At 46.3% G+C, this 22,095-nt stretch carries 30 protein-coding genes; 25 read left to right on the plus strand and 5 right to left on the minus strand.

What is annotated here, in order from left to right; translation table 11 throughout:
• A partial coding sequence (locus ACH97_RS02260; RefSeq protein WP_162264440.1) for a lipase family protein occupies positions 1 to 823 on the minus strand: 823 nt, incomplete at its 3' end.
• Between the two features lie 110 nt (positions 824 to 933).
• On the opposite strand from ACH97_RS02260, the gene ACH97_RS02265 reads away from it, so the two are divergent.
• Positions 934 to 1,191, plus strand: coding sequence for a DUF1433 domain-containing protein (locus ACH97_RS02265; protein WP_048350006.1), 258 nt, complete (start codon positions 934 to 936; stop codon positions 1,189 to 1,191).
• A gap of 31 nt (positions 1,192 to 1,222) precedes the next feature.
• On the opposite strand, the gene ACH97_RS23325 is transcribed toward ACH97_RS02265, so the two are convergent.
• From ACH97_RS23325 to ACH97_RS23685, 3 genes are all read right to left on the minus strand, one after another.
• A complete protein-coding gene (locus tag ACH97_RS23325; protein WP_155519887.1) occupies positions 1,223 to 1,396 on the minus strand; it encodes a DUF8096 family protein in 174 nt (57 codons plus the stop codon).
• A gap of 155 nt (positions 1,397 to 1,551) precedes the next feature.
• Positions 1,552 to 1,866: a hypothetical protein gene (locus ACH97_RS02270; RefSeq protein ID WP_048350005.1), complete on the minus strand. Its 315-nt coding sequence runs from the start codon at positions 1,864 to 1,866 to the stop codon at positions 1,552 to 1,554.
• Between the two features lie 117 nt (positions 1,867 to 1,983).
• Positions 1,984 to 2,157: a hypothetical protein gene (locus ACH97_RS23685; protein ID WP_173636663.1), complete on the minus strand. Its 174-nt coding sequence runs from the start codon at positions 2,155 to 2,157 to the stop codon at positions 1,984 to 1,986.
• A 308-nt stretch (positions 2,158 to 2,465) separates the two neighbouring features.
• On the opposite strand from ACH97_RS23685, the gene ACH97_RS02275 reads away from it, so the two are divergent.
• The 7 genes from ACH97_RS02275 to ACH97_RS02295 all read left to right on the plus strand — a co-directional run bounded on the left by ACH97_RS02275 (position 2,466) and on the right by ACH97_RS02295 (position 6,140).
• Positions 2,466 to 2,684 carry a helix-turn-helix domain-containing protein gene (locus ACH97_RS02275; RefSeq protein WP_025811943.1) on the plus strand — a complete coding sequence of 73 codons (219 nt, stop codon included), beginning with the start codon at positions 2,466 to 2,468 and terminating at the stop codon, positions 2,682 to 2,684.
• Positions 2,685 to 3,761: 1,077 nt separating this feature from the next.
• Complete coding sequence (locus tag ACH97_RS24185) at positions 3,762 to 3,887, plus strand: hypothetical protein (protein ID WP_277619868.1); 126 nt, start codon at positions 3,762 to 3,764, stop codon at positions 3,885 to 3,887.
• Between the two features lie 49 nt (positions 3,888 to 3,936).
• A complete protein-coding gene (locus ACH97_RS02280) occupies positions 3,937 to 4,209 on the plus strand; it encodes a hypothetical protein (RefSeq protein WP_048350004.1) in 273 nt (90 codons plus the stop codon).
• A gap of 439 nt (positions 4,210 to 4,648) precedes the next feature.
• Positions 4,649 to 5,200, plus strand: coding sequence for an ImmA/IrrE family metallo-endopeptidase (locus ACH97_RS02285; protein ID WP_053073115.1), 552 nt, complete (start codon positions 4,649 to 4,651; stop codon positions 5,198 to 5,200).
• A 3-nt stretch (positions 5,201 to 5,203) separates the two neighbouring features.
• A complete protein-coding gene (locus tag ACH97_RS02290) occupies positions 5,204 to 5,659 on the plus strand; it encodes a hypothetical protein (RefSeq protein ID WP_048350003.1) in 456 nt (151 codons plus the stop codon).
• A 100-nt stretch (positions 5,660 to 5,759) separates the two neighbouring features.
• Positions 5,760 to 5,894: a hypothetical protein gene (locus ACH97_RS24190; protein WP_261381855.1), complete on the plus strand. Its 135-nt coding sequence runs from the start codon at positions 5,760 to 5,762 to the stop codon at positions 5,892 to 5,894.
• 21 nt (positions 5,895 to 5,915) lie between these two features.
• Positions 5,916 to 6,140 (plus strand): hypothetical protein, encoded by a 225-nt coding sequence (locus ACH97_RS02295; protein ID WP_048350002.1) that lies wholly within the window; start codon positions 5,916 to 5,918, stop codon positions 6,138 to 6,140.
• Here the strand turns inward: ACH97_RS02295 and ACH97_RS02300 are convergent.
• Positions 6,137 to 6,682: a tyrosine-type recombinase/integrase gene (locus tag ACH97_RS02300; protein ID WP_048350001.1), complete on the minus strand. Its 546-nt coding sequence runs from the start codon at positions 6,680 to 6,682 to the stop codon at positions 6,137 to 6,139. The genes ACH97_RS02295 and ACH97_RS02300 overlap by 4 nt on opposite strands.
• Positions 6,683 to 6,786: 104 nt before the next feature.
• Between ACH97_RS02300 and ACH97_RS02305 the strand changes: the two genes are divergently transcribed.
• The 17 genes from ACH97_RS02305 to ACH97_RS02390 form a co-directional block, all read left to right on the plus strand.
• On the plus strand, positions 6,787 to 8,541 hold the full coding sequence (locus ACH97_RS02305; RefSeq protein ID WP_057957805.1) for a hypothetical protein: 1,755 nt from the start codon (positions 6,787 to 6,789) through the stop codon (positions 8,539 to 8,541).
• A gap of 15 nt (positions 8,542 to 8,556) precedes the next feature.
• A complete protein-coding gene (locus tag ACH97_RS02310; protein WP_048350732.1) occupies positions 8,557 to 8,985 on the plus strand; it encodes a phBC6A51 family helix-turn-helix protein in 429 nt (142 codons plus the stop codon).
• Positions 8,986 to 8,987: 2 nt separating this feature from the next.
• Positions 8,988 to 10,595 (plus strand): phage portal protein, encoded by a 1,608-nt coding sequence (locus ACH97_RS02315; RefSeq protein ID WP_048350733.1) that lies wholly within the window; start codon positions 8,988 to 8,990, stop codon positions 10,593 to 10,595.
• Positions 10,595 to 11,419, plus strand: a complete 825-nt coding sequence (locus tag ACH97_RS02320; RefSeq protein ID WP_048350734.1) for a phage minor capsid protein — start codon at positions 10,595 to 10,597, stop codon at positions 11,417 to 11,419. The genes ACH97_RS02315 and ACH97_RS02320 overlap by 1 nt, the downstream gene beginning before the upstream one ends.
• Positions 11,416 to 11,970, plus strand: a complete 555-nt coding sequence (locus tag ACH97_RS02325) for a head fiber protein (RefSeq protein ID WP_053073138.1) — start codon at positions 11,416 to 11,418, stop codon at positions 11,968 to 11,970. Before ACH97_RS02320 ends, ACH97_RS02325 begins: the two co-directional genes overlap by 4 nt.
• Positions 11,971 to 12,084: 114 nt before the next feature.
• On the plus strand, positions 12,085 to 12,816 hold the full coding sequence (locus ACH97_RS02330) for a phage scaffolding protein (RefSeq protein WP_053073139.1): 732 nt from the start codon (positions 12,085 to 12,087) through the stop codon (positions 12,814 to 12,816).
• A gap of 50 nt (positions 12,817 to 12,866) precedes the next feature.
• Positions 12,867 to 13,958 (plus strand): SU10 major capsid protein, encoded by a 1,092-nt coding sequence (locus ACH97_RS02335; protein ID WP_048350735.1) that lies wholly within the window; start codon positions 12,867 to 12,869, stop codon positions 13,956 to 13,958.
• Between the two features lie 54 nt (positions 13,959 to 14,012).
• Positions 14,013 to 14,225, plus strand: a complete 213-nt coding sequence (locus ACH97_RS02340; protein ID WP_048350736.1) for a hypothetical protein — start codon at positions 14,013 to 14,015, stop codon at positions 14,223 to 14,225.
• Positions 14,226 to 14,239: 14 nt separating this feature from the next.
• A complete protein-coding gene (locus tag ACH97_RS02345) occupies positions 14,240 to 14,626 on the plus strand; it encodes a hypothetical protein (protein ID WP_048350737.1) in 387 nt (128 codons plus the stop codon).
• Positions 14,627 to 14,965, plus strand: coding sequence for a hypothetical protein (locus ACH97_RS02350; protein WP_048350738.1), 339 nt, complete (start codon positions 14,627 to 14,629; stop codon positions 14,963 to 14,965). It begins immediately after the preceding gene.
• The gene (locus ACH97_RS02355) at positions 14,962 to 15,372 is read left to right on the plus strand and encodes a hypothetical protein (RefSeq protein ID WP_003181172.1); all 411 of its coding nucleotides are present in this window, start codon (positions 14,962 to 14,964) and stop codon (positions 15,370 to 15,372) included. Before ACH97_RS02350 ends, ACH97_RS02355 begins: the two co-directional genes overlap by 4 nt.
• A 3-nt stretch (positions 15,373 to 15,375) precedes the next feature.
• Entirely contained in the window at positions 15,376 to 15,750 is a 375-nt protein-coding gene (locus ACH97_RS02360) for a minor capsid protein (protein ID WP_048350739.1), read from the plus strand.
• Positions 15,751 to 15,788: 38 nt separating this feature from the next.
• Positions 15,789 to 16,334: a hypothetical protein gene (locus tag ACH97_RS02365; protein ID WP_048350740.1), complete on the plus strand. Its 546-nt coding sequence runs from the start codon at positions 15,789 to 15,791 to the stop codon at positions 16,332 to 16,334.
• A 57-nt stretch (positions 16,335 to 16,391) separates the two neighbouring features.
• Positions 16,392 to 16,760, plus strand: coding sequence for a hypothetical protein (locus ACH97_RS02370; RefSeq protein WP_048350741.1), 369 nt, complete (start codon positions 16,392 to 16,394; stop codon positions 16,758 to 16,760).
• A 335-nt stretch (positions 16,761 to 17,095) separates the two neighbouring features.
• Entirely contained in the window at positions 17,096 to 19,906 is a 2,811-nt protein-coding gene (locus ACH97_RS02380) for a phage tail tape measure protein (protein WP_081043971.1), read from the plus strand.
• An 18-nt stretch (positions 19,907 to 19,924) separates the two neighbouring features.
• Complete coding sequence (locus ACH97_RS02385; protein WP_048350743.1) at positions 19,925 to 20,767, plus strand: phage tail family protein; 843 nt, start codon at positions 19,925 to 19,927, stop codon at positions 20,765 to 20,767.
• Positions 20,768 to 20,777: 10 nt separating this feature from the next.
• Positions 20,778 to 22,095 (plus strand): phage tail protein (locus ACH97_RS02390; protein WP_057957806.1); only part of this gene is annotated, 1,318 nt, incomplete at its 3' end.

The raw sequence follows: 22,095 nt of genomic DNA on the forward strand, positions 1-22,095 counted from the left end.
TCTCGCGATTAGCCGTTGCGATAGAAGGATCTTTTGTGTAGATCGTAGTCCCGTTGTGCCGATCAAATTCGTCCCACCAGCCAGAACCAACCATATCGTCCGGATTGATGATCGATTTTACATAAGTGTTATATTCCCCGTTATTGATTTGCTTCTGTTTTTCTTCTGTATGAAGCTTAACGATAGACGGACTGTTGAATGCTACTGCATAGACATTATTGCTGACTGCGCTGTATTCTGCCTCCGCGCCTCCAAGCGAGTGTCCAGTCGTTGAAACAATCGTCGATGTCCCTTGATACTTTTGTTTGACTTCTCTAACCAATTGATCGGCTTGGTCGATTTGCGTCGTCTTTGTAATCACTTTATAGTTTCCAGACTCCATCATCTGGAGTTGCTCCATTGATCGAGTATATACCCCAAGCGTTTTTGACGTATCTTTCGCACCTTTTTCGACAATGTATTCTGTCTCTTTTTTAGGGTCCAATCCGATGGCGACATTTTCAGCGTCCGCTTTCGCGCCGTCTGCTTCGAGATCTTTTGAGAGATCAGTGCCTGCGAAGGCTACGACGACGTTTTTCGGGTTGTTTGATTTAACCCATTTGCCATTCTTATTTTCGGCTTGAGAGAAAACGAATGCATCTAAACCGGTATCTGTATCCTGTTTAACTTGTTCGATGTACCAATAAGAGGTTTTATTGATTTTATATGGTTTTTTATATTTTATGTGTAATTTCAGGGTCTTATAGTGGTATGAAGCCCTGCTCAAATTAAAATACTCTTCATCAGAAACATTTGGTTTTCTTACATTTTTTTGTTTTGTCAACGTATACTTCACCTTTCATATAATGTAAAATAAAGAAAGAAAGGATGATCTGTTTGAGAAAATACATTATTATCCTATTGGTTATGATTATAGCAGTTGGGGGTTTTTTCGTGAAGCATCAATACGATAATCATAAAGCCGAACAAAAATTAGTAGAAGAAGCAAAAGAGGAAATGAGAAGTTATTTGAAAAAAGACTATAAAAATGTGTCGGAAGTTCATTTTTCTAAAGACTATAACATCGATCCAACGGGCGGTGTAGAAGTATCCGGCTACATAAATAACGATAAAGAAAAAGAGTTTTCAGGTATTTACGATCCAACAAACAAGAAAATAGGAATTTCTGTTGTAAACGCAGAAGAAAAATAGCCCGCTCAAATCGAGCCGGGCCTTTCTCGTTTTATATGCTCTTTTTCATTCCGCATCTACGGCACTCGCGAAGAAATATCCCGTCCTTAACCGAACTTTTAAACAGCGTATAATCGCAGTTATCGCAGCGTCCGTGATGAACGTCTGGATACTCTTTGTAGTCGTATATTTTCGTCGTGTCGTATCCCTTTGTTTCGTAATCCATTCGTCCTCAACCTCCGACTAATAGGATACGACATTAGCTCGGTTGAATCAACGACATAGACAACGTTTTTTCCACGAAATTAAAGCGTAGGAGCCGCCGGAATCTGCTGCGGGTATATTAGGTATCGGCGGCCGCTTAACGCCTGATTTCGTGTGTTATTCGATAACCTTAATCGCCTTAAATCCGCTGCCATTTTCGTATTGATCCTTCGTAAAAGTAACGCTGATCCGATCGCCTGGCTTTGCGTCTGTGGCTGCCGGATCGAAACTAAAGCCGCCGTCATCCGCTGAAACAGCGTAATCTTTTCCTTCGACAATTTCCTGGGCGTCTTTGGCTTCCGCAGCCATGTCGTCAGCCACGCGATAGGCCACATCGACATCTTCGTTCAGCTTTGCGGCGTAAAAGCCGAGAGCCGCGTTTCCTGCGAGTGATAGGCCGAGGATGGCCGTTAAGAGTTTCGTTTTATTCATCGTCATTACCTCCGTATTTGTTTGCGATTAGATAGCCGAGATTGAAGCCGATCTGATACGCTTTGCCGGCGTCAGGGCGTTGATATAGATCGAGAAGTTGATCGGCCTGCTGCGGCTTCAGCGGCGGTGTGACCGATTCCTCCTCGATCTAAAGAATAGAAGCGCGATAAAAACGACGGCTGAGCCGAGTCCGACGTAGTCCAGAACGGACAGCCGGCCGAAGTTCATATCCGCAATCCAAGCGAGCAAGACGACGACTAACAAAATTTCTGTGGTATCAATTCGTTTCATTCGTGTTATAATTGATTGACAAGGGGCATATAGCCCCTCGGTGTTTATTGTCGGCGACGGTGCTTCTTGGTCGGAGGCCGTCGCTCTTTACTTTCGGATTCCTTTCGCATCTTCCGGAGTTCAAGTCCGAGCTTGATAATTCCGAGCCAAGATGCGGTGATTGCCGAAAGCTTCATTACGGTGTCAATCAATTACGTTCACCTCCTTTCGTTACTTTATTATACGATATCGCATAACGCATGTCAATTGGATTTGCGAAAATTTATTCGTTATCGTATAATTGAATTATCAAAACGAGGTGAGTACGGATGAAAATAACGGTAAGACCGCGACTGTCGGAGGTAATGAACGCGAAAGGGTGGAAGCAGATTCCGTTGTCTGAAGCGTCAGGAGTTCCGCAAGGCAGCATTAGCCGGTTCGATAAGAACGAAAGGCATCTCGATTGGCACGTATTTGCCCTTGCGCGAACACTCGGCGTGGGTGTCGAGGAGCTATTCGAGGTGAAGATCGAAGACGCTGACGAATGATTGGCGTCTTTTTCTTCGTATATTTATACATTTATATGAATAATAATACGGTTGATGTGACGGTGAGAGGTCGGATGATTATCGTCTTATTCTCAATTAGAATAACGTAATTGATAATGAACACGACTTTATTCGCACAAATCGGCCAAAAACACGACTTTATTCGCACAACCGAAAATAGGGTTCGTGCTTACGGCCGCAAGGGATACAGCGATTTTGAGTCCGGAATTACTTCTTAGTCTTCTGAATTCGAAGACTAGCGGGAACTACGTTTTACTCCGTCCCGCAGAAACGCAATCATGTATATTGTATAAATAATTGTATCGCGATAAAGGTCTTAATAATATCCGCGGACACGGAGGAGCGTAAGCGACGGAGTGGACGCTAGTATTTAAAACATACGAAAGGATAGCGTTATTATCACGAAATACATCAACTTTCATACCGTTATGCTGTCTTACGTAATAGAAGGACGTGTAACATACGTTTCATACCGTTGTACTTATACGGAGAGCGTGCCGGTTAGATACGATAGGGTGCCGTTGGGATAGAGCGGGTGGTACCGCATATACGCACCGCCTGTTGCATACGGCAGGGGCATCGCTATACATATAGGAAGGTAAACGGTGAGGAGCAGGCGAGAGGGACAACGTCTTGTTACCCGAACATCAGCGAGACTGTGCCGGAGGATAAGCCCTTCCGAAACTCACGGGGTCAGCCGACCAGCACCACCGACATACTGACGATATGCAGTATCTTATACATACCGGCCCGCACCACGCACCTGAACCATCGTTGATCTGACGCTGTTTATCGAATGCATAAAGATAGTTCGATTGATTGCGAAGGATAACATACGATAGACACAGTCATATCAACGTTTCATTCGATTGTTCAATGTAACAAAAAGTGTTTGTGTTACATTCGATATGCAAAACGATGAATGTTTTATTCAGCGGAATTTTTTGCGGCGGCCCTCCCCCCAGGCCACCCCGAACAACCCCGGACGACTGCTGTTCAGAACTTGCGCACAATTTTTCGAACTCGGGGCGTAACTTAATCGGAGGAGACGACGTAATGAAATTCGAAACTAAAGGCGGAGTGACACTTGAACTGCGTAATGCTTGCGTAGAGGTTATCGAAAAGTTGAACGTCGAAACAACGCCAATCAGAATCGGTGATATTCCCGATGATCAGACTTAACTAAAACGGAGGATGATCGCGAATAAATTAACGCAAAGGAGGCGGAATCATGGCGGTACAATGCGACGAATGTCTAAAAGATTTCGATGTTCAGCCGAAGGAACGTCCCCTGAATAATTCCGGAGTAGAGGAGACGTATTTCGAATGCCCGCACTGTTCGAAGCACTATACGGTAATCATAACGGACCGTGAAACGCGTAAATTAATTCGCAAGGTCAAGCGGCTACGTCAAACGGATGATTCCGTGAAAGAAGCGGACGAGGTTCAGCGGCAGATAACAGCGAAGGTTAGCGCGCTTAAAGAGGAGTACCGAAGGGCATAACGATTTTCACGCACAAATCACACGAAATTAGACGTTTTAGTATTCTCCGAGGGTATTCGGTAGGGTGACGGTTAGAAGCGCTAATTTCGTGTAAATTCGAAGGGAGGGACGTAATGGTGTCTCGTAGGCAACTATGAAGGGAACTAATAAGGCAGACGATCGCGGATAACTACCAAGACATGAAGCGATTATCGAAAATGTTGGGTATGCCCGTAGATCAAACGAGAATTGCTCGTATACGACAAGACTTGCTCCTACTTTAGATCACAAAAAATGCACTTTAGCGGTGTTAAGTAAATGCACCAAAAATAAACTTGTTTTTTCTTCAATAAAATTAATCATTTTTGATGCACATGTTATGCATATTTTGCTAAAATATTCTTACACTCAGGTTATCTACTCCGAAAAACGGGAATAGATATACTGAGAGGTGGTTAAAGTGGCCGAGATCATCGAGCTGTTTAAACTCCAAAAAGGGGTGAATACTATGTTAGACATGAGAACTATTGGGGAAGAAAAAGCACAAGAGGTTTTACAGGCCTACACATCACAGGACGAACCCATTAACCCGATTGCGATTGCTGAGAAACTCGGAATCAAGGTCATAAATGCGGAATTTACAACCGACATGATCTCCGGAGCGCTGCAGGTTCATCCTGGCGATGATTCAAGAGTTGCGACAATCTACGTTAAACATGATGACGCGCCCGTAAGGAAAAGATTCACTATAGCCCATGAACTTGGACATTATTTTTTGCATGCTGAATCCCAAACTGACTTTATCGATGAGCAATCAGTATTTTTTAGAAATGGTCAAAAAAATAAAGAAGAAACGGAAGCTAACGACTTTGCAGCCAATTTGTTAATGCCTAGAGAACTTGTTTTAAAGATTTGGGGAATGTCAGGTGATGTGGAATTTCTTAGTCACTATTTTGGAGTTTCTAGGACTGCCATGAAGTATAGATTAAATAATTTAGGAGTGAGTGTGTAGCGGATGTCAGGCAGTTTAGAGAGTAGCTACTTTTCGGGCCGAATAAAAGTATCAAGTATACTAGCTGACACCGAAGATGAGCTTTCTGTGGAGGATGGAGTAACACCTGAACAGACAGATGTCATAGAAAGACTGACGCAACTCAGAGATAACAGCTTTAAACTAAGACAAGTCATAGGGACTTGGAAAGAGAACGAATTAAACGAAAGGAATATGCGGAAGAGGATAGCCACTTTTATTTTATTGGCATTAGGTATTGAAATGGTTTTGGGGAACGTAATTCTTATTCTAATGGGATTCTTGCCTAATTTCAGGCCTCCAGAGTGGACATGTAATTTATTTTTTACTGGGATGTACACTCAGATAGTGGCGGTTGCAACTATAGTTGTTAGAAATCTTTTCCCGCCAGTTGCTAAAGATCCCTCTTCCGCCATATCAGAACTTATTAAAAACTTATAATTACATAACGCAATCAGAACGAGGGTGATCCGAATATGGGTCGCTCTTTTTGTGCTTGCGTTTTTTAGCGCAGCAATAAACGAAAAAGGAGACGATGAAGATGACGAGAACAGAGGAATTACTTGCGTATTTAGATCGTTTGATCGCGCTGCAGACTTCCGGACATTTTGTGCGTGACGAGATTGCAGAAGTCATCGACGCGATCAGATACGAATTGATGCCTGAAATCAAATAAACGAAAAAGGAGACGATGTGAATGGCGGAATCGAAGCGCGAATCAATCGGTAAAATTAAAATCGACTTGGATGTATCCGACGCGATAACAGGACTCAAGGCGGTTCAACGCGAAGCAAGGGCGGCGACTAAGGCGCTTGCGGAGTTTCAGGATCTAGAGGAACGACTCGGTGAGAAAACGTTAGATGACGCCTGGGAAACCGCTAGAGTATTGCGAGAAGTATTCAAAAAAGCATCGAAGTCTTAAACCTCGATGCTTTCGTAAGCTTCCGAAATCTCTTCCGCAGTAATCCCGATGTACTTAGCCGTATCGCGCTCGCTCGAATGGTTAAGAATCACCATGATTCGCGAAAGCGGCACGCCGGACTGGTAAAGCCGGTATCCAAACGTCTTGCGTAGCGTATGCGTTCCGATGCCGCCGATCTTATCGTAAATGCCGGCTCGTTTGGCTGCGTCACTTAGAATGCGGTATGCCTGGACGCGGCTGATCGGCTCTCCACCTTTACGGCTGGCAAATACGTAATCATCGTCATCACCTTCGAGTTGGGAAACGATTTTGAGAACGGATGAGCTGAACGTGATCACACGCTTTTTCTTCCGTTTCTTCTCCCATAGGGTAATCGACTTCTGGCCGCGAAGCTGTCCGATTTTAAGAAGCCGCAAGTCGCTGATGCGGAGGCCGAATGCCGTGCCTAATTGCGCCAGCCACTGATCGCGCCCCGGCTTGAGCGCTTTTATGAACTTGTTATAATCTCGTTTTGACTTTATCGGAAAAACTTCGTTTGCCATGTCGATTCACCTCTACGTAACTTATAAATGTTTTTGTTACATTCATATTAACGAAAAAGATAACGAAAGTCAACACGAAATTTAAACGAAAGGAGGCCACCAGTTTGGCATACGTTGACGGAAAATGGCTTGACCGCGAAGAAAGACAGGAACGGATCGATTTATTGACCGAGCGTGTCCGTAAATTGGTGGCGCTCATTAAGGCCGGGAAAGCTACGGAATACCACATCGACACCTTCCGGAAAGATAAAGCGGAATTGACGAAGCTGAAGCGGGTCCATAAGGCCGAACTCGATGTAGCGTACTTTACTTACGAGTATCTAAGCGACGGCCTAAACCCGGATAACGAGGACAATATCGTTCAGAACGCAGACGACGGAACACCGCATGATGGAATCGAAGATATCGCAAAGATTCACGAAGAGTTTTTTGATCTTTGTAACTACGTGAATAACGAAAAAAGGAACGCTAGACTTGCGATTGCAGCGGCGCGGGGACATTCAAAGTCCGGAATGTTTTCGAACGCCCTTCCATTACACCAAGCGGCCTTTCGAAAGCGCAAATATATCCTGATCATTTCCGAAACCGACTCGCTATCAAAAAAGCTTATCGGGTGGGTCAACAAACAAATGAAATACAATCAGAAACTGCGCGAAGACTTCGGACCTATGATGTATGAATCCGCAAGTCGTAACGAAAAAGATAACGAAGAAGCGTTCATTACAACAACGAACATCCTGATTGAATCATCTTCTTCCGGTAAGCAACTTCGCGGTAAAAGACACGGCGCTGTCCGTCCCGATCTCGTTATCATTGACGATCCTTCGTCAAGTAACAACGAAGGCACGAAGGAAGCTCGAGAAAAGCTCGTTCACTGGTTCAACTCTGTTGTCGTACCGATCGGTTCTAAAGCGACTGCGATCATACTGGTCGGAACGATGGTATCGGCGACAGGGCTCTTGAACCACGTTCTAAAGCGGAAGGACTTTAAATCGAGCTTTCATGGTGCCGTCATTAGTGAACCGACAAATCCGCAGCTATGGGAAAAATACTGCGAAATCTATGCGCGCTCAGAATCGATGGAAAAAGTCGATGAGTTTTACGAGCAGAATAAAGAGGCATTGGAGGAGGGCATTGAACTTGCGTGGCCTTGGCGCTGGACTTATAGAGAGCTCATGCACGAAAAGGTGGGCATGGGGACGCGAGCCTACAATTCGGAGTTTCGAAACCTTGCTTTCAGTGAAGATGAGCAGTTTTTCTTCCCGGAAAACTACGCTTACTACCATTACTACCATGAGAACGGCGTTGCTTATGTCGTCTATAACGAACTGAAAATACCGATCAGGGACCTCACGATAAGCGGCGCCTGGGATATTGCACAAGGAAAGAATGCGCGGTCTTGCTACAACTCGGTTATTACGCTGGGGAAACATGAGCCGACCGGCTATATTTTCGTACTTGACGAGTATGCGTCGAAAGAGCCAGCACACGTTTATATTGACATCATCGTTAAAAAGATCAAGCAGTACCGTCACCGGATATTTAACGTTGAAACGATCAACGCTCAGCACGAGTTTTACCGGCAATTGCAAGAAGCGGTTAGAAAAGAGGGGCTTTATACGTGCCGCGTCAACGATGTTAAGTCGCACAGGTCATCGAAAGACGAGCGCATTCAGTCATTGGAGCCGATGCTTCACAATAAAACGCTTATTCTTAACGACCGTCACACGATGCTCCTCGATCAGATGGCGCAATACCCATTCGGGGATTATGTGGATTCACTTGATGCGTTACAGCAAGCTATCGAAGGAGTTTTCCGACCTAAAACTAGGCTTGTAGCAAAACCGAATTGGATTTAAAGGGGAGGCGAAATAATGTCACGATTGAAAGAATTAGAGGCAAAATTAACGTTACAACAACGAAAGGCCGCGCTTTTGCTCGTGGAAAACGAGTTGATGGCCGAAGCAAGGAAGACGCAGGAGGAGCTCGCCAAGGAAATCGGAGCCGACCGCGTTACGGTTTACCGATGGCGGACGCAGAATAAAGCATTCATCGAATATATGAATCTACTCGCGGACGATATGCTGTCCGGACACCGATCCGAAGTGTATGCGCAACTTATTTCACTCATTCGAAGCAAACAACCGTCTGTTAAAGCGATCGACTTGTTCTTCAGACGTTTCGGCTTGCTTACTGATCGTCAGGTAACGGCAACAGAAAACGAAAGCGGGATGGCCAGCAACGAAGATATCGCGAAAGAAATCGAAGATATTGACGAATTGCTTAACGATGGGAACGAGTAGCTATGAATTTATTTAACCGTAAACACGACGATGCAGACGAATTCACATATGTAAAAACCTACGGAATTATCCGTAAGGGTGCTCAATTTCCACCGCAAGATTCAATCGAAAGACTCGCGAAATATAAACGGGCTAAAAAATGGTTCGACGGAAAGCAGCGAGACGTATACGAAAGGGCAACGGCTATTTTAAAAGATTCGCCATTCTCGTCGCAGCTCGAAAAACTCTATATCGCGATCAACCTGGCGGATATCCTCGTTACCAAGCCTGCGGATCTACTTGTCGGAGAGCCGGTCCGTTTTGAGAGCGGAAAAGCCGACGACAGCGAAGAGCAGAGGGCGCTAAACAGGTACGTTGAGGAGAATGACGTTAATCAATTGATTCACGAAAGTGCTACGGCGAATGGTTATCGCGGCGACGCGTGGTTTAAAGTTCGCTATGGCTACCGCCAGGATTATTCGGAGCTTAAAAAGATGGGACTCATCGAGGGAGATGCGCCAGAAGGTGTCGAGATGGAGCCGATTATTGAGCATGTTAACGCAAGCTGGGTTTTTCCGGAGACGTCCGCCGGCAATGTTAAGCAGACGAAGGCGATCAATATTGCACAAGTCGAGTGGGTTGAAACCGAGAAAACAGAGATCCCATTTCTGAATGTTGAGCGTCACATACCGGGTTATATTATGTATTCGCGACATCGCTTACATGGTAACGGCGTTGATACTTCGACGGGGACGCCGGTCCAATTGTTTACCATCGGAGAACAAGTTCCGACAGGTCGAGAGGAAGACGTAGAAGTAACGAATCTGCCGCACATACCGGTTTTCCACGTTCCGTATAAGTCAGTGGATGATTCGTACTTCGGAATTGGGCTCATCGAAAAGCTAGAAACTGTGCTAGCTGCGATCAATGACCGCCTTGTTCAGATCGATTATATTCTTTGGAAGCACAGCGATCCTACTGCATATGGTCCAGACCTGGAAACGACCAATGGAGCGGTACAGTTTGGCGGAAAGTACATTCCTGTTAACAAAGACGATCCGACTCCGGGATATATGGTGTGGCAAGCGCAACTAGATGCGGCTTTTAAAGAATTAGATGTCCTTTTCAGTAACGTCTTTCAGATGGCAGAGACGCCGCAATGGCTTTTCGGAACGACGGTGTCCGGAGACAATTCGGGCGGCACCGGGACGTCCCATACGGACGGAGTAGCAATTAGAGCGAGATTTATGCCAATCCTTTCGAAAGTGAAACGGATCCGGGCGCACTATGATAAGGCGATTCGGGACGCGCTATGGACGTGTATGCTCTTCGAAAAAGAATTCGGAGACTTATCCGTATCTGATCCGGTATATCCAAAAGCGATCTGGAACGACGGGATTCCGCGTAACGAGAAAGAAGCGGCAGAGATTGCGAGTATTAGAACCGGTGGCAAACCTACGCTTGACGTTCGATCTGCTATTAAAGAGCTTGACGAAGTAGATGACGATAAAGCCGAAGAGACTATACGAAGAATTGAAGAAGATGAAAAAAGCGTCAGTGGCTTTGTTGATGGATCGGTATTTAACGAGACTGAAGTAAAAGAAGAGGTCGTCGAAGAGGATGACGAGTAATGCGAGTTCCGGAGCCGAAGTATAGCTATCAAACCGATCAACTCGCAACGTATTACAAGGACGCCGTTCAAGACATTTTGATCGAATTGGACCGAGTTGATATCGACAATTTTCGCCGGGCAAACGCCAATGCGACACTGGCCTCTATTTCGGAAATCCTTTCGGAGCTAGACGATAAGTCGAAAGCTTGGGTCGAAAAGAACATACCTAAAGCGGCTAGAGACGGCGTAATAAACACGATCGTCTCTCTTGGAGTTGCCGAAACGATTGACAAAGCGTCACAGATCGCTTCCTTTTCACGCTTGAACAAAGAAATGGTTGCGGCTGCGGTTGCCGATACCCAGGCCGACCTATTAGCGGTCACGCAGAATATCGACCGGAAGACGAAAGCGGCTGTCCGGAAAGCTGTCTCCGATTCTATGCGTTATCACATGACACGAGGTACAAATGGACGACGTACTATTGCGTCCGACATTCGAAATACACTTCAGCAGTCAGTGAAAACCGGAATAATCGACGGAGCTGGCAGACGGTGGCGGCCGGAAGTTTATGCGGACATGGCGACGCGTACAAAAATGATGGAGACCTATCGGGAAGCAACGACGAATGAGGCGCTTAGAAGGAACGTGTATTATGCGAAGATATCTTCACACGGAGCGAAGGACGCATGTCGTTTCTACGAAGGAAGGATCATGAAATTGACGGAAGACGCGCCCGGTAATTATCCGACGTACGATCAGTTGAAGGCGTCGGGCGAGATTTTTCATCCGAATTGTAAACACGTGTATTCACCGATCAGAAATCCAGAGGGGGCTTTATTTTGAACGTAAATAATAAAATGCGCGTTGGTATCTCGAATGATTCACGCGGCATTAGCAAAGTTGTTGACGAATCACTTGACGGTACAAAGGCGATCCCGGTCGTGTTCGTTCAGAAGACTGCGGAGGGTAGTTTCTCATACAGGTCAGATCCGGAGGAAGGTACTGCGCTTGATAACGAAATGAGTTATCCCGTCGAAACTGATCCGGCTGGATCTGCCGAAGTTGTTGACGAAGACGTCGACGGATTGAAGGCCGTACCAATCGTTCCTGTTACGAAGAACGCTGAAGGTAAATTCGTTTATGCGAGTATCGGAGGCGGTGATAAAGCTGTTGATTGGTCGGAAATTCAGAACAAGCCGGAAAATTTCCCACCTTCGTCACATACGCATCCAATTTCGCAAATTACCAACTTGCAAACAACGCTCAATTCGAAGCTGACTGCGAAACAGGCGGCTGCACAAGCGGATAGTACCGCAGAGGATATCGCAGGCTTAGTCGCGGATTTTAATGCGCTGCTTTCTGCTCTTCGCGCTGCAAAAATAATGGCGGAATAACAGTGGACGTCGAATACGGCGTCTTTTATTTTGTCCAAATTCGGTTATGACATTAAACTATCCGATAAATTCGTCGCGTTGGACGTTAAAAACGTAATAGGAGGAAACAAGGTTATGGAACTATCAAAATCTTTATTGTCGTTAGATTTACAGCATTTTGCGGAAGAAACTAAAGACCAGGCGGAACCACCGGCTGCGGAGCCGAAAAACACCGATACACCAGAACCGCCAAAAGACGAAGTAAAAACAATTCCTTACGACAGATTCAAGCAGGTTAACGACGATTTAAAAGCCTTTAAGTCTACCTTTGAAGAGCTAGGCATCGACGGAGTTGATTCACTCAAAACACTCGTCGAAGACTACAATGCAAAGAAAACTGCCGAAGAGGAACGTAAGCGTAGCGAAATGACGGAGCTTGAGCGCCTCCAAAAAGACTTGAAAGCGAAGGAAGAGGCCGAGAAAACTCTCGCTCAGCAACTCGAAGAAGAGAAGAAAGCCCGTGAACGCGAGAAAATCCGCAATGAATTTATTAAGGTTGCTACGAGCAATGATATCGCCTACATTGACGACGCCATTGCGTTGGCCGACCTGTCCGCGGTAAAGGTTGAAGACGGAAAGGTTGTCGGAGTGGAGGACGTTGTCAAAACGCTCGTTGACAATAAACCGTTCTTGGTCAAGAAGAAGGCGCCAAAGCCTATCGGGCAGAGCTCGAACGGAGACGCCGCAGGAGCTTCCGAAAAGACAGCGGAACAACTATTGAAAGAAGCCGCAGAAAGAGCGAAGCATAGCGGCCGGCCTGAAGACAAAGTGGCCTACGCAAAATTGAAAAGAGAATTATCGAAGTAAACAGCGCCTTAACGGGCGCTTTTTAATGCGAAAATTGAGGGGGAAATCGAATGTCAAAAATTTTATCAGGTGAATTAGTAGGTAAGAAGGAATCCGTTGTAGATGAGATTTTACTTTTAAATGAACACCAAACGCCTTTGTTGAATCTATTAGGATTTAGCGATCCGGTTACTCAAGTCGAGCACCAATGGTTCGAGGACGAAATGATTGCAGATGAGTCCAGAGTCGTCGGAGCAAAAACTAACGCGGACACTGAGGTAGAAGTAGCAGACGCAGAACCTTTCCGTTCTGATCAAGTTGTTAAGATCGGCGACGAACTACTTAAAGTTGTAGCGGTTAATGGAACTAAATTGACTGTTGTACGGGGATATGCCGGAACAACTGCGGAAGCTATCGAAGACGGTGCGGTTATCCAAGTACAATTCGTTGAAGGTCGAGAAGGTGCTGACGCACGCGACGCTAAGTACAAGCCAAGAAAACGCGTATCTAACATCACACAAATCTTCGACGAAACAATTTCAATTACTGGTACCGCGGCATCAGTAAGTAACTACGGCATCGACAACCTGTACGAGTACGAGAAGCAGAAGAAACAGCTTGAACTGGCGTTACAGCTTGAAAAAGCCGCAATTAGCGGTATCAAGTACGAATCACCAGACGGGATCGTTCGTCAGATGGAAGGTATGCGCCAATTTATCAAAACTAATGTAATCGATGCACAAAATTCCGCACTAACTGACGAAAAAGTTAACGATGCTATGCAGAAAATCTACGAAAAAGGCGGGTTTACAACGGGCGGTGCGTTTAAGATTATGGTTGGCGCAAAACAAAAACGTGCGATCTCAAACTTCGATAAATCTCAAATCCGCCTGACTCGCGCAGACAATGGCCGCGGACAGGTCGTTGATCACTTCGTTTCTGACTTCGGCCAAGCGGAAATTCTTTTGAACAACAACCTAAATGCAGATGAGTTGTTTATCTTCGACGCAAACCGTACTGAAATCAGACCTCTTGCAGATCGAGGATTCTTCCACGAATACCTTGGCAAGAAAGGCGATTACTACGAAGGGCAAGTCGTCGGTGAATATACACTTCAATTCCTACAAGAAAAAGCACACGCACGAATCAAAGGATTAGCGTAATCAACGGCCCGCAAATCGCGGGCTTATTTATTTTGACAGAGGTGTTGTGGAATAATGGCGGAATTCAAATCGAAATATCCCGAACTTGGGTTTTACGTGGGCGACGCATTTAAGTCGTTCAAAAATGGCGTATTTAAAACAGATGATGTGGACGAAATCAAAGTCCTGTCCGAACTGGTAGACGTAACTAGAATCGACAAACCAACGGAGGAAGCCGTACCAAAGCCGGCAGCGAAGAAACAAACGCGTAAATCCTCCGCAAAATAACAGGAGGTGGCGATATGACAGTAAGCGTCGAGGGTGCTGACGAATATATCAACAGTTTTACGGTAGATAACGAAGATTGGAACGATTCTGATCACGAAAGGAAGCAACGGATCTTAAACGTTGCTGATGACGTTCTCGTCCGTAAATTTCCCGACTATAAAATACCGGCTGACGCAGTATACGAATTCGCGAACGTGCTGGCAATTGCCTATAACGACACGAACCGTCTGAACAAACAAGGAATTGCGTCGTTCTCTTTGACCGGTGTGGCGTCGTTTAACTTTAAAGATACGATGAAAGTCGATGATGAATCGTTAATTCCGAAAAAGACGCTTGATCTGATCGGAGAAGAAAACGGTGTGAAGCTCGGCGGACGTCGTATTCAATGGACGGTGTTGTAGATGGCTATCGTTCCTATGAGGCAGACGATTACGGTGGAGCGTGACAGCTCCGGAGAGTTCGATTCGTGGGGCAATCCAATAAAAATCGAACCGTTCGCAGTCAAGTGCCGTGTCGACGAGGGCTCTCGAATCAGTTTATCGCGATCGTCTGGCGTCATTAAAAGCGAAGAGTCCGTCGCCACTGCGAGAATTCTAGTCGATAAACTGGCGGATATTCGGTACTCAGATACGATCTTATTTACGAATGAACTCGGGGAGACAATTGCGAGAAAGCCGAAAGAGATCAACGTAAGAAGGCACGTATCCGGAAAGCCGATTCTGACGGAGGTGATCGTTTGAGTTTTGATTTCGACGCAAGCGATTTCCTTAATCGACTAAACCGAACTGAACACGGCGCAGAGCAGGCGGCAGTCCGAGCGATGGAGGACAATACCGATGATCTCGCTCGTATCGCCCAAAATATCGCACCTATCGATAAGGCGACACTTCGTAGAGGGATGCAGAAGAAGGTAAAACTATCGCGAGATCGGTTGATTGGCGAAGTATCCTTCCGTGCAGTAGAAAACGGATTTAACTACGCAATTTGGACGCACGAAGCCGATTACAATCTCGGACCTACATCCGCACAAGCCGGTGGAACGGACGGATATACGGTCGGTAACAAGTACCTTGAGCGACCGTTAAAAGGAGAGGCCGAAAAGTATATACGGAACGTCGCAGAGGCCGTAAGAGAGGAGTTGAGGTAAACGTTGAAGATACTCGAATTAATATCGTTCATTAAATCGCGGGTTCCTGGCGTTTACTTTCCGAACAGATTCCCTCGCGAAGCACCTGACGAATGTATTTCCGTAAAACTGACCGGCGGTTTTCCGACATCGCAATGGACCGGGAAAAAGCAGCCGTCTTTTCAGATACTTGTAAGAGGACGCGCAGCAGGCGAACAGGATTGCGAAGATAAAGCTTACGAGCTTTTTAATTCGCTCACCAATTTGAAAGAGGTAATGATCGGCGAGAATTCAGTTGTTATTATTCGCGATACTACTTCAGTCCCGTTGTTTATTGGATACGACGACAACAATCGTCCTCAATACTCTTTGAATTTTGATTGCGTGATACGCCCCTAATCAGGGGCTTTTTATTTTGAATATAAGGGGGAAATTGCATGGCGGCAGGAATTAGAGGTATTAACGTACCGATCGGCCCAGCAATTGTTGAGTATGGCGAAGGCGCCGATATGGTTACCTACGACATCACTAAGGGCGGAATTCAGTTTAAGGTTCAAACATCAAAGCAAGACACCACGGTCGATCAATACGGAGACACAATCGTTAAGTCTACGATGAAGGGGAGGACCGCAGAAGTCACGATCCCTTTCGCTCTACATGACCTCGATAGACTTGCGGTAGCCATTCCGAACAGTCGGTTGGTGACCGATGGTACCGATTCGACAAAGAAAAAGCTAGTCGTTAGCGGTAAGGCGGGATTCGACATGCTCGCAGCCGCAAAGAAACTCGTTATTAAGCCGACTGCGCCTTCGACAACGCCGAACGATTATATCACAATTCCGTTAGCAGGCGCAGTAGCTGATCCGGAGTACACTTACGATTCAGACAACGAACGGATTGCGAATCTGACCTTTGTCGCATATCCGGATACGGATAACGATGGAGACTTGTTCATTATGGGAGACGAATCCGCAGCAGAATAACCGAGAGACATCGCTTAACCGCGGTGTCTTTTTTATTTAAGAGAAAGGAGATGTTTTATGAAACTGTTCACCAAAAAAGATCCTGAGCAACTTTATTTCGGTGATTATCCGGTCGAGATTCCGAAGCTCACACCGAAGAAGTGGAAGCAATTATTCGGGGCCGTCGATAAGCTGCCCGGAATTATCGTTCAAGTTCTAAGCGCGCCTCCGGAAGACTTTTACTCGTATGTAGTCACCGGGCTCGAAGTAGGACTCGATGAGATCGTCGGAATTGTCTCGGCACTGAGCGATGTTGACGCGGATTACATTTCAGAAAACGTTGGGGCAGACGAGATGTTCGAATACCTCGCCTTAACGGTTAAGAAAAACCGGTTGTCTTCGATGGCAAAAAACGTGAAAAGCCTTCTTCCGAACCTCGGCAAGTAGGCGAAGAAGAGGGCGTCTCATATACGATCGAAGACTACTTAATAGATGCGGCTATTATTCTCGGAGTCACTCAGCGCGAGATTGAAAACGATTATTACATGGTTGATATTCCGAAGCTTATTCGCGCCAAAGCAAAGCAAAGCGCAATTAGACGCCTTGAGGAAGTCCGTATCGCCCTCGCTACGAATAACCGATCAAGTGAGGACGAAGATTTCAAGTCGCTAATGAACGGGCTTACGAGAACAGCAGGAATCGAAAACGCTAATCACTTCGATAGAGAAAAATTCGAACAATTACGCATGATGCAAGCAGCTTTTCGGAAAGGAGGTAACTAGATGGCCGGAGCAACAGTCGGAGAAATACGTGCCCGTTTGATTCTCGATATGGCCGATTGGTCTAAAAAATCCGATCAAGCAAAGAGCGACATGTCGGAGATGGGGAAATCGTCTAAAAATCTATCGAAAGATATGGGCCAGATACAAAAGGCGTCGCTGGCCGTCGGCGGTGCGGTAGTCGCCGGTATCGGAGCATCCGTCAAGACTGCGGCAGACTTCGAAGCGGCCATGTCGAACGTTAAGGCGATCAGCGGCGCGACCGGTCAGGAATTCGAAGCGCTAAAAAATATCGCGTCTAAGATGGGCGCTGAAACGAAATTTACAGCGGTAGAGGCGGCGGAGGGACTCCAATTTTTAGCAATGGCGGGCTTCAGCGTAGAGGACCAAATCGGATCATTACCGGCCGTCCTTAACCTGGCGTCTGCGTCTAACGAAAGCCTCGGACGATCGGCCGATATCGTTTCGAACATTATGACGGGCTTCGGAATCAAAGCGGAAGAGTCTGGGCGCGCGGTCGACGTGCTTGTTAAAGCGATGACGACGGCGAATACGGACCTCGGCCAATTAGGTGACGCAATGAAATTCGTTGCCCCTGTTGCGACCTCTCTTGGATATTCGATCGAAGACACGGCGACAGCAGTGGCGAAAATGTCAGATGCGGGTATTCAGGGATCGATGGCGGGTACCGCATTGCGGGCGACGCTATTGCATTTGGCGAATCCAGTCGGACAGTCCGCACGAGCGATTAAAAAATATAACCTCGAAATACAAGACACGAACGGCAACCTGAAGCCGTTGCCGGAACTCATTGGACATATCGCGGAAAGATTTGACGGCATGACGTCGTCACAGAAAACGGCAGCTGCCGCACAGCTTGTCGGAACTGAAGCGGCTTCCGGATTTGTTACGTTACTCAGCGTTGGCGAAAAGGAACTGCGTAAATATTCAAGTACGTTAAAAGAAGCCGGTGGTACGGCTGATCGTGTAGCTAAAACGCAAATGGATAACCTGAACGGATCCTTCGAAAAATTCAGAAGTGCGCTCGATGGCCTCGGCATCAAGATCGGTAACGAGTTTTTGCCTACTTTCCGAAAAATTGTAGACGAGGGAACGAAAATACTCGATTTCCTTAATAAGCTGAATCCGGGAATTATCACGACAGGACTCGAAATGGCGGGGACAGCGGCGGCGATTGCGCTCGTAGCGTCGACGGTTGTCAAACTTGGAGTTGCGCTGAAAAGCTTAACGTTGGGGCCGGTTGGGCTGACGATTACGGCTCTTTCTCTTCTCGGCGGCTTACTCATCGGCATTAAAAATAGTTATGACGCAATGAACACCGTTAGTTTGGAGGCTGCGGAGACAAAGCAGAAAGAGATCGAGTCGCTTGATAAGGTCGCATCAGAATTCGATAAGCTTCAATCAAAAACGAAGCTGACTGCGGATGAGTTTGCCCATTATCTCGACCTTAATGACCGTTTGAAAACGGAGACAGATCCAGAGGTTATCAAACGTCTTAAAGACGAGCAGGCGAATCTAAAGGAGCGGTCCGGGCTTACAAATGCGGAGTTTGACCGTTTTCTGAAACTGAATGACGACATCGTAAAGAAGGCGCCAGAAACAAACGCGGCTATTAGCGAGCAGGGCAATGCTTTTGCAAAAAACACCGAGGCCGTTAAAAAGTTAAGTGCGGCTAAGGCGGAAGAACTTCGGACTGAATTAGAAAAACAAAAAGCTACAGCTCAGAGCAAAGAAGCTGAACACCTTCAAAAACAGCAGAATCTTAAAACAGATATAAAAAAATTAGATGGAGAGCGAGCAGAATTAGAGGGGAAGATTGCTGATCAAACGCAAAAAGTAAAGGACGTAACTGACGAACTTAACTCAGCAAAAGCAGAAGGTAACGAAAAAGCGCAGTACCAAGCCGAAATTAATTTAGCCGCCGAAGAAGCGACGCTCAATAAATTGCGGGAACAACTCGTCGCAAACCTCGACAATCTACAGACAAAGCGAGAAAGCTTAGGTGAAGTACAAAAAGAGCTCGGCAAACTGAAGGATATTAACCAGAAATTGATTGATATTGAGCTGCAACAAGTCGGTTTGAACGCGAAAAAAGGAGAAGGCGTCAACGTTCTCAAGAAAGAAATCGCTAATCTCAAAGACGCGAAAGCCAATCTCGAAAACAACACAACGGCTGCGGACAAAAAGACGAAGGAGTATCGTGATGCCGTTAAAGCAATCGATAAAGAAATCGCGCAGCTTCAGGCGGCAAAGTCGAAGGTCCAGGAGATTACAAACGAAGCTGAAAACATGAACGCTAAGCTGGCGCGAAGGATCAATAAAAAGATCCACGTCACCTATAGCATGGACGGATCGGAAATCGAAGAGAGCGCGGAGACATTCAAGAAGACGCACGGAAAAGGCGGACAAGAAGTTCCGTATCACGTCGGCGGCATCGTCGGCCGCGGTCAGATCAACAGGCTCCATACCGGTGGCCTTGCGTCTAAGTTCGAAAATGCTCCGATGAGTCACGAAGTCGACATCCGGGCACTGCGGAACGAAATGGTTCTAACGGAAGCGCAACAGGCGAATTTGATGCGGATGATTGACGCAGGACATACGGCGGTAGTCGGAAGCCAGGTCGGAGCCTCGCCGGAAGTATTGGCGGCTCTCACGTCTATCGAAAGGGCCATCCGCAACAGTGACGGCCAAGTGATCGTGATGAACGACGAAGTTGTCGGGCGCTTGGTGGAGCCGTATGTTAGCCGTCAGCAGGCCGAGGAAGTGGGCGTCTTGAACGCGTTTAATATTTAATAGACGGGAGGTGCTTGCGTGGAAAAAATCCCGATAACAGACAGCAATTTTAAGATCGTTTATGATAACGGGTCCACCGTCGATATGGCGAGGGACCTTTCTGTGTTAGTTCGAAGCTTTGTTCCGGATGCGCCGTCTCCTAACATCTATTACGAAAAAATCGAAGGGACAAACGGCAGCATTAGAACAGGAAAAGACTTCGGAATACGGTCGATCAAAGCAGAATGTCGCCTGTTTGCCGAAGACACGGACGATTTCTTCTTGCTGCGGAACAAAATAGTAGCGGCACTTTACAAGCAGACGCAATTCTACATCATTGTAGAATCGGAGCCTTATAAGCGATGGAAGGTGGAAGTAAGCTCGTCTTTTGACGTTGATCGCATCGGGACAATGGGAGACTTTAATATTCAATTTGACTGTGCGGACGGATTTGCGGAATCGCTCGGCACGACACTCGATCCGTTCACGTTTGACGCGAATAGGTGGCTTTTGGGAGAAGGGCTCACCGATACCATCCCGTCGTATACACACAAGACTACGTCGTTTTCAATCTATAATGCGGGGGATATTCCTATAGATCCGGTTGAGGTGCCGTTAATTATTACGTATAAAGGCAAGTCGTCAAATCTTAAAATTACGAATCAAACAACCGGGGATGTTTGGCAGTATTTTGGCACAACAGCGTTAGGGGACACGATTGTCCTTAATCGAGTTAGGGCGTCTAAAAATAATACTAGTATATTCGGAAACACAAATCGAAATTTGATCACGCTTGCTCCAGGATGGAATCAGTTCAAGTTAAGCGGAACAACAGGCAGTATCGAGACCTCTTTTAACTTCCGTTTCTACTACGTATCGTGAGGTGAAGTTTTTGAAGGCATTATCCGTACGCAGCAGGCTCGGACAAGAGGAAGCGTTGACTAAGTATGGCGTAACAAGAAAGCGCGGTCTAAACAGTGAAAAGTACATCGATGTCACGGTCGTTAGGCACGAAACAAACGCTCACTCCTTTCCTTTGGTTCAGCCGGAGAATTATTTGATATACGAAGGTGAAGAGTACGTCATCCGTCCAATCAACGCCTCCGTTCGGTCTGTGAAAGTGAAAGGCATTCATCGCATGTTTATCGATCTTGCTGACGTTTATATTTACGAAGTCGAGGAGAAAGAAAAAGATTATACGATCGAAGAGGCTCTAAATATCGCACTGAAAGGGACCGGTTACAATTACGAAGTTGATAAGACCGGGTTGCCGTCTACGATCAAAGTTTCGAATTTTGGCGACAACTTTTCGCTTGATCTTTTGAAGACGATCGTCTCGGAGCTCGGTGCCGAGTTTGATTGCGCAGGCAAGACTATTTATATTGCGAAGCAGATTGCGAGATACACCGACCATCAGGTACGGCACAGACTTAACGCTGCCAACCCATCGAAAGAAATCGATACAAGCCAGCTCAAAACGTTTATCAAAGGATTCGGTAAAAAAGACGAAAAAACCGGAACTTATGCGGTTACAGCGGAATATACGAGTCCACTAGCAAGCATTTACGGGATTCGCCATGCGGCGCCTGTTCGCGATGACAAGTATACGGAGAAGAACAAAGACCAGCTAATTGCGCAAATGAAGAAGGAACTTCACGATCAGATCGACATCTCAATTTCGCTCACTTATGTCGAGCTTTCCGAGCTCGGTATTCAAGATATACAACTGGGAGATTACGTCTGGTGCATTTTAGATCCGTTGGATATTGACGTGCAGATACGCGTCGTAGAAGTCGAGGATTATTCTGATCCGTTAAAATCTCCGAAATTCACATTCGGAAGCATTGTTCAGAAGGCTCCGAGTATAGTCGCGTCCTTTAAAAAGACGCAGCAGACGTTATCCAAAATCGTAGATTCACGAACGGGAAAGCTGCGAGAGGAGTCCGTCAAAATTGGGAGCGGTACGAAGTTTGATCCGGGTTACGATCCGACGCTAATAAGCATTCCACAATACGGACTTGCTTCCGCGAATTCTGACGGTTTGATGAGTTCGGGAGATTTCGTTAAGTTGTCGAATATTCAAGTCGGGACTGACGGCAAAGTAATCGTAGATCTTGCGACGGATAACAAAGCGGGTTTAATGAGCGCGGCAGATTTTACGAAACTGAAGCGGATTATAATGCCGGTGTCGGGGGATGTCGATATGCAGT

This window comes from Bacillus paralicheniformis (assembly GCF_001042485.2).
In the GTDB taxonomy this organism is placed as follows: domain Bacteria; phylum Bacillota; class Bacilli; order Bacillales; family Bacillaceae; genus Bacillus; species Bacillus paralicheniformis.